The following is a 13,781-nucleotide window of genomic DNA, read 5'->3' as shown; positions in this document are numbered from 1 at the left end:
CTACCGCGGGTCGACCGGCCGGCGCTACAGACCCCTCGACCGCAAGTCGTACCGACGCTCCGCGTAGTCGAGGTCGTCCTTCCACAACCGCGCGGCCGTCCAGCCCATCGCGGGGCGTAGCAGCGGCGCAACCTTCCGTGCCATCTTGAACCCGGGGCGGTCCGAGCTGGCGACCGTTGCTTCGATGACCGCGGTGCGTGGTTTGCCGTCGGGACCGGGAGCCAGGGGTGTCGCATGCGTTTCGACGACGCTTCCCGCGCCCTCGCCTTCAAGAATCCGCATCACGATGGTTCGTGGACCGGGGCAGACGAATTCGGCGCGCACCGGTACGCCTATTCCGCGGCTGACCCGGAACGTGACGTCGACGAGGAACCGGTCGTCCTCGTCGGGGACATCGATGTCCGTCGGCGCCTCGATGACCTTCAACCGGGCGAACGAATACGGATGGAACCAGGCGCCATGCCACGGATCGAGACGATTGGCGACGACATCGTCGGGCTCGCAGATGCCGGTCAGGGTGACCACCGCGTCTACGCTCGTCGACGACGGCGGTCTGATCGGGACCACGGGCACCGGCGTCGGCTCCTCACCGCCGAGTTCGTCGAGACGCACCCACACCAGGATGCCGTCGTCGAATGCCGGTAGAGGCCGCCATCCTGGACGACCTTTAGGCCCGAGCGGCATGCCGTGCCACAGGCAGATCAGGGTGTCGCACTCGATCTTTGCCTTGGCCAGCGGTGCACCAAGGTGCGGGCACGCGCCGGGGGCGATGTGAATGCCGCCGGTCTCGTCGCGCCAGGCCACGAGCTCGGTGGTGCCGATGCTGCGGCCGAACGGTTCTTTGGTGCCGATGTCACGGCTCGCGGCGAAGACGAACCAGTTTCCCGACGGTCTGGTCTTCGCCCGTTTGAGGGCAGATTCGATGACTTGGGGGTTGGCGCCCTTCCAGGTTGGCTCTTGCTTCGCCCACGCTTCGGAGGGCAACGGTTGTAGCGGTAGGTTCTTGGGCCACCGGTTACGGAGTGCGTCGAGTGCGACCATGCTTCCAGTATGCGGAACGAGCGGCTGGGGCGCCCGTGAACACGAGGCTTCAATCGGTCCTTCCTACAACCTAGATGTTCGTTTACAACGTCGATCCGGGTTGTAAACGAACATCTCGGTTGTGAGGAGTGGGCTCCCGTCGCGAGTGATTGACAGTGTGCTGTCAAAATCGTAGACTGACAGCACACTGTCAACAACGGAGGTAGCTATGAAGACCATCGCGCTCTACGCAACGGACACCATGGCCGATTGGGAGTACAGCTACATCGTGGCCGGGATAGCGATGGCGCGGGAGCAGGGTTCGGATCGGTATCGACTTCAGGTTCTGTCCGACGGCGGGGGTCCGGTGACCACTCTCGGTGGCATACGGATCCTGCCCGACGGTGATCTCGCGGATCTGACCGATGTCGCGGCGCTGATTCTTCCGGGCGGCGGCTCGTGGGGGCAGGGTCATGCGAAGGTTCTCGATCTGGCCGTCGATTTGCTCGCGAAGGGCGTTCCTGTCGGCGCTATCTGCGGCGCGACGCTCGGCCTAGCTCGCGTCGGTGCGTTGAATTCCATACCTCATACGAGCAATGCGCCCGAGTTTCTGGCTGCGGCAGAGGAATACACGGGTAGCGAATTCTATCGAGACGAACGAACCGTCGTGGGCGGCACCCTCGTCACTGCACCGGGAACGGCGCCACTCGAATTTGCGAAGGCGCTGTTCGAGATGCTCGAGCTCTTCCCGCAGCCCATCATCGATGCCTGGTACGGGCTGTACACCACAGGTGAGAAGAAGTACTACGAGCAACTGCAAGGCGCTCAGTGAGAACGCCCGCCGGAGATGCCTTGACGTCCATCGTCCTGCCCGCCTTCGAGCTCAACGGTGAATTCCTCGCGGCAGCAAAAGATATCGCCGAACCAGCCGGTCTGACACCCGCGTGGTGGCAGGTGCTCGGTGCGACGCTCGACGAGCCGATACCGGTGGCCGAGATCGCGCGTCGAGTAGGACTCGGCCTTGCCCGGCAGAGCGTGCAGCGGACCGCGGACATTCTCGTCGAGAAGGGATGGGCCGAATACGTCGAGAACCCGAACCACGCCCGCGCCAAGCTCGTGCAACCCACGCCGGAAGGGCATGACACGCTCGCGAAGCTGCGGAAGAACCAGCACGCCTATGCCAATGCCGTGGGCAACGAGGTGGGTGAGGACGAGATTTTCAGGGTGCTCGAGGGTATACAGAGGATCATCGCCGCGTCGAGGCGCTACCGAGGCAAGAGTGACGAGTAGTACTCCTGCTGGGAGGGGTAGTAGTCGTCGAAGTTCGGCAACGTGAGGCCGTCCCGGGACGCGATCAGCATGTCGAGGTAGTACTCCCAACCGGGTCCGATCTCGCCCAGCCCTTCGGCGTCGTGCATGTGCTGGATCAAAGTGACGGTAGTGCGGTCTCCGTCTTCGGCGAGCACTGATTCCAAATCCCAGCCATCGGAGGTGACGGCCAACCGGCGCGGCGACTCGCAGGCCTCGACGTGCATGTCCATCCACGGTGAGCCCTCCTCGAAGACCATCCGAGCCCGAATGTCATTGTCGGAAACCCGTTCCCACGGACCGAACCACAGCGCGGTGCGGTCGGATTCGGTGAGGCTGGCCCACACGTCCTCACGGGTTGCGGCGATAACTCTTGTGATCTCGAGGTCGATACCGGTGTCGGTGGTACGAAGACTGCCGCTCGGAGTTGGGCTCATGGGGTGCATTATGCAACTCCGGCGAACCGAAGCGCAGCCGTTACCCCGGCAGCGGCGACGACGATTACCACGAACGGCGCCTTCTTCCATGCGAGCACCGCTGCGACGAGTACTCCGGCGGGGCACGCGAACCCTGCGAAGCCGTTGTCGACGACGAGTGCGGATGTGGCGACCAGAGCAACGAAGATGACGGCGACACCGATGGACGCGAGCCGCTCGACGCGGGGCGAGAGTGTCATCCGGGTTCGGAGCAGCGGGCCGGCAACTCGAAAAGCCATCGTGCCCACGGCGAGCGCGACAATGGGAAGGACGAGATTCATGCGTTCACCTTCGTTGCGACGTAGGCCGGTATCACTCCGAGAAGCGCGAGGAGGACCGGAAGCCCCGGGGGGAGGACGAGCGCTGCGGCCACTGCGATCGACGCGCCGATCAACGCTGCGTTCCTGGTGAGGGCGTCGCGCAGGGCGGGCATGACAAGGGCGATCAGCACGGCGGGGAACGCGGCGTCGAGCCCGAGGGCGGCAGTGTCGGTGATCTGGCCGCCGAGAACGGAGCCGATCAGCACACCGATGTTCCAGGCGACGAACAGTCCGATTCCGCACAACCAGAACGCCGCGCGCCGCCGGGTGCGCTCGCCTTCCATCGCTGTGAACGCCACGGCCTCGTCGGTGATCAGATGTGATCCGAGGAGCTTGCGGGGCCAGGACGTGCCGTCGAACGTGTCGCTGATGGAGAAGCCGAGCGGGACGAGTCGAGTGTTGACCAGCAACGCGCTGGCTACCGCAGCCAGTGGATTACCGCCTGCGGCAAGCACTCCCACGAGAATGAACTGTGCTGCACCCGCGAACACGAACACCGACATGGCGACGGGAACCCAGATCGGCAAACCCGCACTCACCGCAATAGCGCCGAACGACGCACCGACGAGTCCGTCGGCGAGACAGACGAGCGCGATGTCGCGGGACAGAGACGAAGGCGGTGTTCGCCAGATCGAACGCATGGACGTAATAGTGAACGAAGCATCGGTCGTTCGTCAAGGCGAACGATCGACCGATAGAGTGGACTCATGACTCAGCCCAGTGCTCCTATCGCTGCCATTGCGGCCTCGCTACAGCGTGAGCGCAAGCGTGTCGGGCTCTCGCTGGCGGAGGTCGCTCGACGTGCGGGGATCGCCAAGTCGACGTTGTCGCAGCTCGAGGCCGGTACCGGGAACCCCAGCGTGGAGACCCTGTGGGCGTTGAGCGTGACGCTCGATGTGCCGTTCGCTCACCTGGTCGAGCCGGCCAAGCCTCGGGTTCGATTGATTCGCGCCGGCGAGGGTCCCGGAATCGCGTCGGACACGGCGGACTACGTCGCGACTCTATTGGCGTCGTGTCCACCGAATGCGCGTCGAGACATCTACCTCATCAACGCGCAGGTGGGGGAGCCGAGAAGGGCAGATCCGCATTCGCCCGGCGTTGTCGAGCACGTGGTTCTGTCCGCAGGCCGCGCACTGGTCGGGCCGACCGACGAACCCGTCGAACTGCACCCCGGGGACTACATCAGCTACCCGGGGGATCTGCCGCACACCTTCGAGGCGCTGGATCCGAACACTGCGGCGGTGCTGGTGTCGGAGCATGTGTAGGGGCGCTCCGCGCCCAGTGGCACGAAAAAGTGCACTCCAACATACTTAACCGCGCCACTGGGGGCGGAGCCCCCACTAATCCCGGGCGACCAACTGCCGACGCCACTTCCCGAACGATCGTGGGGACGACACGGCGAGCACGGCCACTGGATGACCGTCCCTTCGATAGACCGCGACGAACGGACCCAGCTCCGGATCCCCCTCGACGATGTCGGCCGAGCAGTCGAGACCGTGGTGCCCCGCGAACTGGATGCGCGACTGGTACTGATCGGACCACACGTACGGAACCCCGGAGAACGTTTCGACCCCGGATCCCAGCAGCGCTTTCATTGCCACCGATGGCCGCGTCGCCGCTGCCGTCCAGTGTTCGTCGCGGATCGTCGTGCCCGTCGCGGGATCCCGGACGGCTGCGCAATCACCGACAGCTACGACGCCTGGAATCGAGGTCACCCCTCGCTTGTCCGTCACGACGCCACCGGACAGTTCGATACCGCTGCCGTCGAGCCACCGAGTGTTGGGCCGTGAACCGACGCCGACCACCACGACATCGGCCGGCAGCAACCGCCCGTCCCGTAGTTCGACGGCGGTGACGCGGCCGCTGGACATCGCGAACCCGGACACGGTCACCCCGGTGATCAAGTGGGCGCCCCCGCGGTTGTGCCAGCCCGCGACGAGTGCGCCGATCTGCGTCCCGAATACCCGTTCCAGCGGCGAGGCCGACGCCTCGACGACGGTGACGTCGCATCCCAGTTCGACTGCGGTGGAAGCTACTTCGCTACCGATGAATCCTGCGCCGACGACCACGACCCGGGCGCCGGGAGTCAACTCCGCGCGCAGCGCCAGCGCATCGTCGAGTGAACGCAGCACGTGTACGCCGTCTGCGGACCCGGCCAAGCGAATGGCCGACGCCCCGGTGGCCACCACCACGGCGTCGGAAAGCACTTCGGTCCCGTCGGCCAGCAGAACTGTCCGGCCCGACGGATCCAGCCCCACCGCTGCGTTCCCCAACCGAAAGTCCAACTCGAGCGCGGAGTCCTCCTCGGTCTCGAGGGACATACCGTCGTCGATGCCTTTGAGGAACTGCTTGGACAGCGGAGGTCGGTCGTACGGACGGTGAATCTCGTCGCCGATCATCGTGATGCGGCCGTCGAAACCCTCCTCACGTAGTGCGCGCGCGGACGACAGGCCGGCGAGCGACGCGCCGACGATCGTCACGGACCTCACGGGGAGACCGCGACGCGGATGACACCGTCCTCGACGTGCACAGCGTGGGTTCGAACGGGGATCTTGGCGGGAGCACCGAGTGCGGCTCCGGTGCGAAGGTCGAAGCACGCGGTATGAAGTGGGCATTCGACGGCGCAGTCCTCGACCCATCCCTCGGACAGAGATGCGTCCTGGTGGGTGCAGGTGTCGTCGATCGCGAAGTACTCACCCTCGACGTTGAAGATCGCGATGGGGGCGGTTCCCTGCGGCGTGATGCGGAGTGCTTCGCCCTCGGGGAGGTCGTCGACTCGCCCGGCGTCGAGGAGTGTGGGGGTGGGGAACGTCGCGGTCATGGTGGCCTCGCAGTCGAATGCGGCGTCGGTCGTGGATCTTCTCTCGACTCACAGCATGGAGGCCCTCCGTTGCAGCGGTGGGAACACTCCATGTCGATTGTGTGAATCTGTTGCGTTATACGAATCGCAGTTCGTATTGTGCAACCAAATCGTTCTCACGTACAGCCCCCAGGAGCAAGTAATGGCATCGAATTCGCCCAGGGTGGTGATCGTCGGCGCAGGAATAGTCGGCTGCAGCCTCGCCGAGGAACTCACCTCACGCGGTTGGACCGACGTCACCGTGCTCGACAAAGGCCCTATCGAACTGCCGGGCGGGTCCACCTCCCACGCTCCCGGCCTCGTCTTCGCGACCAACGCCTCGCGCTCGATGTCCCGATTCGCGGCGTACACGGCTGCCAAGTTCAAGGACCTCGGGTGTTTCCTGAGTGTCGGGGGTCTGGAGGTCGCAACCACCCCGGAGCGCGTCGACGAGCTGTACCGGCGGCACGGGTTCGCGACGTCGTGGGGACTGCCATCGGAGGTCGTCGACACCGAGCGATGCCTCGAGCTCTACCCGTTGTTGGACCGCGAGTTGATCCTTGCCGGCCTCCACACCCCCGACGACGGGCTGGCCAAGGCGGTCCTCGCCAGCCGCGCGCAAGCCGCATCGGCAACCGAACGCGGCGCCCGGTTCATCGGCTCCATGGAGGTGACGGCCATCGAGGAGGTGTCCGGGCGGGTCACCGCGGTGAAAGCCGGCGGAGAGACCTTCCCGGCCGACGTCGTCGTATGCTGCGCCGGGTTCTGGGGGCCGGAGCTGGGGGACATGCTCGGCGTCACCGTGCCGCTGTTGCCGCTTGCGCATCAGTACGCCCACACCACGGGGCTGGACCTCCCAGCGAAGGCGGCAGGGAAGGAGGCCGTCCTGCCGATCCTTCGCCACCAAGACCGCAGCCTCTACTACCGCGAACACGGCGATCACCTCGGGATCGGCTCCTACCACCACCGACCGATGCCCGTCGACTCACGGACGCTCCCGGGCAGCGAGAACGTCACCGAAGCGGACATGCCGTCGTCGATGGCTTTCACCGAAGACGATTTCGCCGACGCATGGCGCTACAGCACCGAGCTCATCCCCTTACTCCGCGGCGGCGGCCTCGAGCGCGCGTTCAACGGGATCTTCTCCTTCACTCCCGACGGCGCTCCGCTGGTCGGTGAGTCCCGGGAGATCGCAGGCCTGTGGACGTGCGAGGCGATCTGGGTGACGCACAGCGCAGGCGTCGCGAAGTCCCTGGCGGAAACTCTCGTCGACGGCACGAGCGAGATCGACATGCACGAGTGCGATCTGTACCGCTTCGAGAAGACAGACCGCGTCCCCTCGAATGTGGCGCGGACGAGCGCGCAGAACTTCGCCGAGGTCTACGACATCATCCACCCACTCCAGCCCAAAGAAGAACCGAGACCGCTGCGAGTGACGCCGTTCTACGGCAGACAACGCGAGCTCGGCGCAGTGTTCCTCGAAGGAGCCGGTTGGGAGCGGCCGCACTGGTACGAGACGAATGCGTCCCTGTTGGAACAACTTCCGGAACAGTGGCAGGCGCCGAAGCGGGAACCGTGGTCGTCCAAGTTCTGGTCACCCGGGGTCGCCGTCGAGGCCTGGAAGACGCGAGAGTCCGTCGCGATGTACGACATGACCCCGCTACGACGCCTCGAGGTCGGCGGCCCGGGAGCCCTGGCCCTGCTGCAGAAACTCACGACGAACCAGCTCGACAAGAAGGTCGGGAGCGTCACGTACGCGCTGATGCTCGACGCCAGCGGCGGTGTTCGCAGCGACATCACGGTCGCGAGGGTGGCACACGATCGCTTCCAGGTCGGAGTCAACGGTCCGCTCGACGAGGACTGGATGCTGCGTCACGCGGGTCCCGACGCCTATGTCCGCGACATCACCGGCGGCACAGCGTGTATCGGACTGTGGGGACCGCACGCGCGTGATGTGCTCGCGCCGCTCACGAATGCCGATATCTCGCACACCGGCTTGAAGTACTTCAACGGACGGAACATCCACGTCGCCGGCATCGATGTTCTGGCGCTGAGATTGTCCTACGTCGGCGAACTCGGCTGGGAGTTGTACACCGACGCAGATACTGCTCTGCGACTGTGGGATTCGCTGTGGGAATCGGGACAGGAATTCGGTGTCGTGGCTGCCGGCCGCAGCGCGTTCAACAGCCTACGACTCGAGAAGGGATATCGGTCCTGGGGAACCGACATGACCGCCGAACACGACCCCTGTTCCGCGGGCCTAGGTTTCGCGGTACGAAAGACCGAAGGGTTCATCGGGGCGGAGATGTTGGGCGCCGAATCACCGATACGACTGGTGTGTCTCACCCTCGACGACCCGTCGCACGTGGTGATGGGCAAGGAACCGGTGCTGATCGACGGCGCAGTGTCGGGTTACGTGACCAGCGCCGCCTACGGGTACACGATCGGGAAGACCATCGCCTACGCGTGGTTGCCGTCGTCGACGAAACCGGGTGATCACGTTGCAGTGCGGTACTTCCGCGACGCCCTTCCGGCGACAGTGATGGCCGAGCCGCTGTTCGATCCCGAGATGGCAAGGATCAGGCGATGACGATTCTGGAGCCGACACCCACACTGCTCGAAACCCTCGGCGGTCACACCTACGTCGACCCGGCGTACTTCGAGAAGGAGCAGGAGAAGATCTTCGAGGAGATGTGGATCTGTGCGGTCCGGTCCGATGACATTCCGCTCGCGGGTGACTTCCGAACCGTGCAGGTGGGGCGCGAGTCGGTGCTCGTCAGCCGAAACCGTAAGGGCGACATCAGAGCGTTCTTCAACGTTTGTCGTCACCGCGGCGCGCTGGTGTGCACGGAGGCGGCGGGGACCGTCAAGCGCAACTTCCAGTGTCCGTACCACGCGTGGACCTACGATCTCGACGGAAAGCTCATCGCGGCACCGAATTTGATCAACATGCCCGACATCGACCGCACCGAGTACGGTCTGCGCGCTGTGCACGTCAGGGAATGGCTCGGCTATGTGTGGGTGTGCGTCGCCGACGAACCACCGTCGTTCGAGGACAGTGTGCAGGGCGAGGTCCGCGAACGGCTCGGCGAACTGGGCAAGATCGACAGCTACGGCACCGAGAAGCTCGCACTGGGGCGTCGGATCACGTATGACGTCAAGGCCAATTGGAAGCTCATCGTCGAGAACTTCATGGAGTGCTATCACTGCGCGACGATCCATCCCGAGCTCACCGAGGTCCTTCCCGAATTCGCCGACGGCTATGCCGCGCAGACGTACGTCGGGCACGGCGCCGAGTTCGGGGCCGAGATCGAAGGGTTCACCGTCGACGGTTCGGCGGGGTTCGATGCGCTCGGTGGCGTTGGAGAGGATCAGGACCGCAGGTACTACGCGATCACGATCAGGCCGACGGTCTTCGTCAACCTCGTGCCCGATCACGTGATCATCCATCGCATGTTTCCGATGGCAGTGGATCGCACTGTCGTCGAATGTGACTGGCTCTATGCGCCGGGTGTCGTCGCGGATCCGGCGAACACCGAGACGATGAACCGCTCGGTCGAGTTGTTCCATCGCGTCAACGAGCAGGATTTCGACGCCTGCGAGCGGTGCCAGCCGGCGATGTCGTCACGGATGTATCGAAACGGTGGCGTTCTGGTGCCGTCTGAGCACCACATCACGCAGTTTCACGAATGGGTGTCGCGCTTCGTTCCCGGCGGAGTTGCCTAGGCGCCCATCAGCGACGACACCTTCCTGGCCGCGGCGAGGACCGCTTCGCCTGCAGCGACGAGGTTCTCCTCGTCGAGTCGGTATGCCGGTCCCGACACCGTGATGGCGCCGAGGGCTCGCCCGTCGTAGCCGAAGATTGCGGCCGCTGTTGCGTTGAGCCCGATCTCCAGCTCCTCACGGGCGTAGGCGATCCCGCTGGCACGGACGGTTTCGATCTCGTCGAGTAGGTCCTGGCGGTCGGTGATGGTGTTCTCGGTGAACAGCTCCAACACGCTGTCGACTCCAGCTTTCAGCAGCGCGTCGTCGTAGGCCATCAGGACTTTGCCGCTCGACGTCGCGTGCAGGGCCGAGCGTTCGCCCATCCAGTTGTGGCTGATGATCGACGAGCCGCCGCGAACCTGGTCGATGTTGACGGTGACGGTGCCGTCGGGGACTGCGATGTTCACCGTCTCGCCGATCGTGTCGGCCAGGTCGTGGAGAATCGGCCGAGCGAGTCGAGTGATATCCATCTGGCTGGACACCGAGGTGGCGAGCCGAATCAGGCCGATGCCCAGGCGGTACTTGCCGCGTTCACCTGGTTGCTCGACGAGGCGTCGGGCCTCGAGCGCACCCAGGAGCCGAAAGGCGGTCGACTTGTGCACATCGAGATGCGTCGCAACCTCCTGAACACCCGATTCGCCGTGGTCCGCGAGGAACTCGAGAACCTCGATAGCGCGGTCCACGGACTGAATCGGAGAAGTCGGTCGGGAGGGGGGCACACCCCCAGTCTTGCACTAGTGGCTCTCGCATCAGGCGCTGAAGGTGTGGAAACGGCGAGCGCGATCGGAACTTCTTTGGCAAGGTGGAGCGCATGCAGTGGCGCACGGGCGAGTGTCGGTCCGCGCGACCGATCTCAGGGGCAACCCCTGGGTGGGAAAGAAGAACTGGGCACTGCGTCCGACGCCGGTCCGCACGCTCCGCGTGCACGACGGCGCCGAGCACGAAAGATTCAGGTCGCCCGTCGCCGCTGCACCCTGGATCGCGATGACGGAACGCCAGTTCAACGCGCAATTGGCGGCGTACCTCGCGCAACTCGCGGCCGATGCGCAGTGGACCCGCGAACGTCTGGAAGAAGCGTTCATGCCGATCCTGGGGGAGAGGGCACCCCGGCTCGCCGACCGGTTGATCGATCTGTACCCGTCGCAGCCGTTCGATCAAGCGTCCGTGCACCGGCTAATCGCAGAACTCCCGCGTATCCCCGAGGCGATATCTCATGAACCTGTGCGTCGGAGCAACAGCCCGAAACCCTGGCGTTTCGACGTACCCCGATACTTCACCACCGGCGACCTTGCCGAATCGTTGAATCTCACGATCCCCGAGATCGAGTGGTTCGCCGACGCCCACTCGCGACTCACCACTGCGTCGCCGCCGCTGCGACACTATCGAACCACCGCGATTCCCAAACGTGTCGGAGCTCGTCTGCTCGAGATTCCGAAACCACGTCTACGCGAAATACAGCGAAAGATACTGCGACGCATTCTCGATCACGTTCCGGCGCATGGTGCGGCTCATGGATTCGTCAAGGGACGCAGCCCCCGTACGTTCGGAATTCCGCATGCAGGCAAAGAAGTGGTGATCTCGGTCGACCTGAAGAACTTCTTCCCGTCGATCGGGATCAGCCGTGTCATCGCGATCTTCGATGCACTCGGTTATTCCCGTAGCGTGGCGTGGAATCTCGCCTACCTGTGCACGACGAGCACTCCTGCCGGCCAGTTGAACGGATTGCCCTATGCCACAGCGTCGTTGCTCCGGACCCGACATCTTCCTCAGGGGGCGCCGACGTCCCCGGCGCTGGCGAACCTCGCCGCACGAATGCTCGATATCCGGCTGACGGGTTTTGCCCGGTCGATGGGCTTGCGGTACAGCAGATATGCGGATGATCTCGCATTGTCCGGTGATGCAGACGTCGACAAGGTTCTGTGGGTTGCACGGCGGATCATCACCGATGAGGGCTTCATCCTGAATCCGCTCAAGACTCGGGTGCGCCGCGCACACGAACGCCAACAGCTGACCGGCCTGGTCGTCAACGACTGGCCCGCTGTGCAGCGGCGTGAATACGACGAGCTCAGAGCAATCCTGCACAACTGCACACGTACCGGACCGACGAGCCAAAATCGCTCCGATATGGAGGATTTCCGGGCACACCTGTACGGGCGGATCGCTCGCATCGGCGAGACGAGCCCGACAAGGCGTCGTACATTGCTCGAGATGGCGGAACGGGTGGACTGGACCTGAACGCAGGTCAGGACGCGCGGATCAACTCGACCTCGCCGACGCATCGGCATCCGCCGGTGATCTCCTCACAATCGAGAACGAGCAGGTGACGGACGTACTCGAGGTCCACGCAGGCCGGCTCGGTGCATTCCGCGTCGCCGGCCGCGTGGATCACGAGGGTTCCTTCGCAGCTGTCTTCGCTGGTGTGCATGAACACTCCTTTCCGTGTCTCCTCATTCCTATCACCGGCCTACGACAAGTCCGGGAGAAGACGTGCGTGTTCGACGCCTGAGCTGGGGTGTCGACGGTCGCCACCGGTAACATCACCGCATGGCCAACCCACACGGCAAGGTGTTCTTCGGCGACAGCATCATCGACAGTCGTGAGGCGACGCTGGGGGTAGCCACGTCGGCGGTGCTGTACGGGCTGAGCGTCTACACGGTTTTCCCCGTTCACGTTTCCGGTTCTTCGCGTACCGCATTCCGGTTGCGTGACCACTATCAGCGCCTGCTCGAGTCGTGCAAGATCATCGGTATCGACAGCTTTGCGCCGCAGTGGACGTTCGATCGGTTCGTGAGCGTGGTGCGCGAGGTCGTCGCGGCAAACGATCCCCAGCACGAGGTGTATGTGCGCGCGACCGTGCACGTCGACGAGTCGATACCGGGAACACGGGTTCGCGGGCTGAGCACGACGATGTCGATATTTCTCTACGACGCCGTTCCGATCGTGCCGCAGGACGGCATGCGACTCAAAACCAGTGTGTGGCGTCGTATTCCGGACAATGCGATTCCGTCACGTGCGAAGGTGAACGGCGCCTACGTCAACTCCGTTCTGGCAAAGCAGGCTGCGATCGACAGCGGATTCGACGACTGCATCTTCCTCGATATCAACGGCCACGTGTGCGAGCTCAGCGCGGCCAACATCTTCCTGGTGCGCAGCGGAGTATTGATCACGCCCGATGTCACCAGCGACATCCTCGACGGCATCAACCGTCGAACCATCCTCACGCTGGCACGTGAGGAAGGGATCGAGGTGCACGAGAGGACCGTCGATCTCACCGAGCTCTACATCGCGGACGAGGTATTCGTATCCGGTACTTCCGCTGGAGTGGCGCCGGTCCACCAGATCGACGGCAGGGCGATCGGCGATTCACCCGCATTGGGTCCAGTTACGTCCACGCTGCGTAAGCGGCATCAGGCAGCGCTGACCAGCGACGAGATTCACGGCTGGGTCACTGCACTGTGATCTCGGGTGACACCGGGTCGTACCGGTAGACGTCAGGCGGGGCAGGTCGCGGCAAGTCCGGTGACGAGGCCGTTCAGCGCGCTCTGTTCGAGCGGGTCGGCGGCCGGGTCTATCGCCGACGCCGTCCAGCCGAGGGTCACCTGGCGTTCTCCGTCGGGGCTCGAGAACGACAGGGTTCGATACCCGAAGCCGTTACCGCGCTGCCCGTAGACGAGTTCGGCTGCCCCTGGGTTGCACGCATCGCCGCCGACCAGCAGCCCGAGACCGTAACCCGATGGGGTCAATATCTGCATCTGCTCGACGAGTGTCCGCGGCAGGAGCGTCTCGTCGAACAGAGCCCGGAAGAAGGTGTTGATGTCGCCGACTGTGGAGATCACCGCGGCGCTCGTAGACCACACCGATGGTTCGAAGTCGGTGATGTCGACGTAGTTGTCGGCTTCGAGGACGTAACCGTGTAGCGAGCCGGCGGGCATCTGCGGCTCGGTGGGGTAGCTGGTCGAATCCAGCGACAGCGGTTCGAAGATGCGCTGTCGCAGCGATTCGGCGATGCTGATGCCGTCGAGTTCGTCGACCACCATCCCGAGTACGACGTAG

The 13,781-nt window shown here is 64.3% G+C and carries 16 protein-coding genes; 7 read left to right on the top strand and 9 right to left on the bottom strand.

Annotated features, from left to right (window positions below; genetic code table 11):
- Positions 1–24: 24 nt before the first annotated feature.
- A complete protein-coding gene (locus A2J03_RS18775) occupies positions 25–1,041 on the bottom strand; it encodes a DUF5914 domain-containing protein (protein ID WP_068376921.1) in 1,017 nt (338 codons plus the stop codon).
- Between the two features lie 208 nt (positions 1,042–1,249).
- On the opposite strand from A2J03_RS18775, the gene A2J03_RS18770 reads away from it, so the two are divergent.
- Together A2J03_RS18770 and A2J03_RS18765 are read left to right on the top strand one after the other, a co-directional pair.
- Positions 1,250–1,852, top strand: a complete 603-nt coding sequence (locus tag A2J03_RS18770) for a DJ-1/PfpI family protein (protein WP_068376918.1) — start codon at positions 1,250–1,252, stop codon at positions 1,850–1,852.
- The gene (locus A2J03_RS18765; RefSeq protein WP_068376915.1) at positions 1,849–2,310 is read left to right on the top strand and encodes a MarR family winged helix-turn-helix transcriptional regulator; all 462 of its coding nucleotides are present in this window, start codon (positions 1,849–1,851) and stop codon (positions 2,308–2,310) included. The genes A2J03_RS18770 and A2J03_RS18765 overlap by 4 nt, the downstream gene beginning before the upstream one ends.
- On the opposite strand, the gene A2J03_RS18760 is transcribed toward A2J03_RS18765, so the two are convergent.
- Genes A2J03_RS18760 through A2J03_RS18750 form a run of 3 tightly spaced genes read right to left on the bottom strand, consistent with a single transcriptional unit; the run spans position 2,286 to position 3,765 of the window.
- Complete coding sequence (locus A2J03_RS18760) at positions 2,286–2,765, bottom strand: SRPBCC domain-containing protein (protein ID WP_197480851.1); 480 nt, start codon at positions 2,763–2,765, stop codon at positions 2,286–2,288. The genes A2J03_RS18765 and A2J03_RS18760 overlap by 25 nt on opposite strands.
- 8 nt (positions 2,766–2,773) lie before the next feature.
- Entirely contained in the window at positions 2,774–3,085 is a 312-nt protein-coding gene (locus A2J03_RS18755) for an AzlD domain-containing protein (RefSeq protein ID WP_068376910.1), read from the bottom strand.
- A complete protein-coding gene (locus A2J03_RS18750; RefSeq protein WP_068376907.1) occupies positions 3,082–3,765 on the bottom strand; it encodes an AzlC family ABC transporter permease in 684 nt (227 codons plus the stop codon). Before A2J03_RS18750 ends, A2J03_RS18755 begins: the two co-directional genes overlap by 4 nt.
- A 66-nt stretch (positions 3,766–3,831) precedes the next feature.
- Between A2J03_RS18750 and A2J03_RS18745 the strand changes: the two genes are divergently transcribed.
- Entirely contained in the window at positions 3,832–4,389 is a 558-nt protein-coding gene (locus tag A2J03_RS18745; protein ID WP_068376905.1) for a helix-turn-helix domain-containing protein, read from the top strand.
- Positions 4,390–4,464: 75 nt separating this feature from the next.
- Here the strand turns inward: A2J03_RS18745 and A2J03_RS18740 are convergent, their stop codons facing one another.
- Both A2J03_RS18740 and A2J03_RS18735 read right to left on the bottom strand, forming a co-directional pair.
- Positions 4,465–5,613, bottom strand: coding sequence for an NAD(P)/FAD-dependent oxidoreductase (locus A2J03_RS18740; protein ID WP_068376902.1), 1,149 nt, complete (start codon positions 5,611–5,613; stop codon positions 4,465–4,467).
- The gene (locus A2J03_RS18735; protein ID WP_068376899.1) at positions 5,610–5,945 is read right to left on the bottom strand and encodes a bifunctional 3-phenylpropionate/cinnamic acid dioxygenase ferredoxin subunit; all 336 of its coding nucleotides are present in this window, start codon (positions 5,943–5,945) and stop codon (positions 5,610–5,612) included. Before A2J03_RS18735 ends, A2J03_RS18740 begins: the two co-directional genes overlap by 4 nt.
- Before the next feature lie 181 nt (positions 5,946–6,126).
- Here A2J03_RS18735 and A2J03_RS18730 point away from each other — a divergent pair, with 181 nt between their 5' ends.
- Positions 6,127–8,553 (top strand): GcvT family protein, encoded by a 2,427-nt coding sequence (locus A2J03_RS18730; RefSeq protein ID WP_068376896.1) that lies wholly within the window; start codon positions 6,127–6,129, stop codon positions 8,551–8,553.
- Positions 8,550–9,689, top strand: coding sequence for an aromatic ring-hydroxylating oxygenase subunit alpha (locus tag A2J03_RS18725; protein WP_068376893.1), 1,140 nt, complete (start codon positions 8,550–8,552; stop codon positions 9,687–9,689). The genes A2J03_RS18730 and A2J03_RS18725 overlap by 4 nt, the downstream gene beginning before the upstream one ends.
- Here the strand turns inward: A2J03_RS18725 and A2J03_RS18720 are convergent.
- Positions 9,686–10,447, bottom strand: coding sequence for an IclR family transcriptional regulator (locus A2J03_RS18720; protein ID WP_197480850.1), 762 nt, complete (start codon positions 10,445–10,447; stop codon positions 9,686–9,688). The two genes, A2J03_RS18725 and A2J03_RS18720, sit on opposite strands and share 4 nt — an antisense overlap.
- Before the next feature lie 97 nt (positions 10,448–10,544).
- Between A2J03_RS18720 and A2J03_RS18715 the strand changes: the two genes are divergently transcribed.
- Entirely contained in the window at positions 10,545–11,963 is a 1,419-nt protein-coding gene (locus tag A2J03_RS18715; RefSeq protein ID WP_231912607.1) for a reverse transcriptase family protein, read from the top strand.
- Between the two features lie 7 nt (positions 11,964–11,970).
- Here the strand turns inward: A2J03_RS18715 and A2J03_RS18710 are convergent, their stop codons facing one another.
- Positions 11,971–12,153, bottom strand: a complete 183-nt coding sequence (locus A2J03_RS18710; RefSeq protein WP_068376972.1) for a hypothetical protein — start codon at positions 12,151–12,153, stop codon at positions 11,971–11,973.
- Positions 12,154–12,272: 119 nt separating this feature from the next.
- Here A2J03_RS18710 and A2J03_RS18705 point away from each other — a divergent pair, with 119 nt between their 5' ends.
- Complete coding sequence (locus A2J03_RS18705; RefSeq protein ID WP_068376890.1) at positions 12,273–13,187, top strand: aminotransferase class IV; 915 nt, start codon at positions 12,273–12,275, stop codon at positions 13,185–13,187.
- A gap of 32 nt (positions 13,188–13,219) precedes the next feature.
- On the opposite strand, the gene A2J03_RS18700 is transcribed toward A2J03_RS18705, so the two are convergent.
- Positions 13,220–13,781 (bottom strand): serine hydrolase (locus A2J03_RS18700; protein ID WP_156520455.1); only part of this gene is annotated, 562 nt, incomplete at its 5' end.

The sequence above is a fragment of the Rhodococcus sp. EPR-157 genome (genome assembly GCF_001647195.1).
In the GTDB taxonomy this organism is placed as follows: domain Bacteria; phylum Actinomycetota; class Actinomycetes; order Mycobacteriales; family Mycobacteriaceae; genus Rhodococcoides.
This window is presented reverse-complemented; position numbering and strand designations above follow the sequence as displayed.

What these genes read in the sequence shown, in the direction of transcription:
- A2J03_RS18775 (WP_068376921.1), bottom strand. Translation starts at nt 1,041, where the DNA reads ATGGTCGCACTCGACGCACTCCGTAACCGGTGGCCCAAGAACCTACCG.
- A2J03_RS18770 (WP_068376918.1), top strand. Translation starts at nt 1,250, where the DNA reads ATGAAGACCATCGCGCTCTACGCAACGGACACCATGGCCGATTGGGAG.
- A2J03_RS18760 (WP_197480851.1), bottom strand. Translation starts at nt 2,765, where the DNA reads ATGAGCCCAACTCCGAGCGGCAGTCTTCGTACCACCGACACCGGTATC.
- A2J03_RS18755 (WP_068376910.1), bottom strand. Translation starts at nt 3,085, where the DNA reads ATGAATCTCGTCCTTCCCATTGTCGCGCTCGCCGTGGGCACGATGGCT.
- A2J03_RS18750 (WP_068376907.1), bottom strand. Translation starts at nt 3,765, where the DNA reads ATGCGTTCGATCTGGCGAACACCGCCTTCGTCTCTGTCCCGCGACATC.
- A2J03_RS18745 (WP_068376905.1), top strand. Translation starts at nt 3,832, where the DNA reads ATGACTCAGCCCAGTGCTCCTATCGCTGCCATTGCGGCCTCGCTACAG.
- A2J03_RS18735 (WP_068376899.1), bottom strand. Translation starts at nt 5,945, where the DNA reads ATGACCGCGACGTTCCCCACCCCCACACTCCTCGACGCCGGGCGAGTC.
- A2J03_RS18730 (WP_068376896.1), top strand. Translation starts at nt 6,127, where the DNA reads ATGGCATCGAATTCGCCCAGGGTGGTGATCGTCGGCGCAGGAATAGTC.
- A2J03_RS18725 (WP_068376893.1), top strand. Translation starts at nt 8,550, where the DNA reads ATGACGATTCTGGAGCCGACACCCACACTGCTCGAAACCCTCGGCGGT.
- A2J03_RS18710 (WP_068376972.1), bottom strand. Translation starts at nt 12,153, where the DNA reads ATGCACACCAGCGAAGACAGCTGCGAAGGAACCCTCGTGATCCACGCG.
- A2J03_RS18705 (WP_068376890.1), top strand. Translation starts at nt 12,273, where the DNA reads ATGGCCAACCCACACGGCAAGGTGTTCTTCGGCGACAGCATCATCGAC.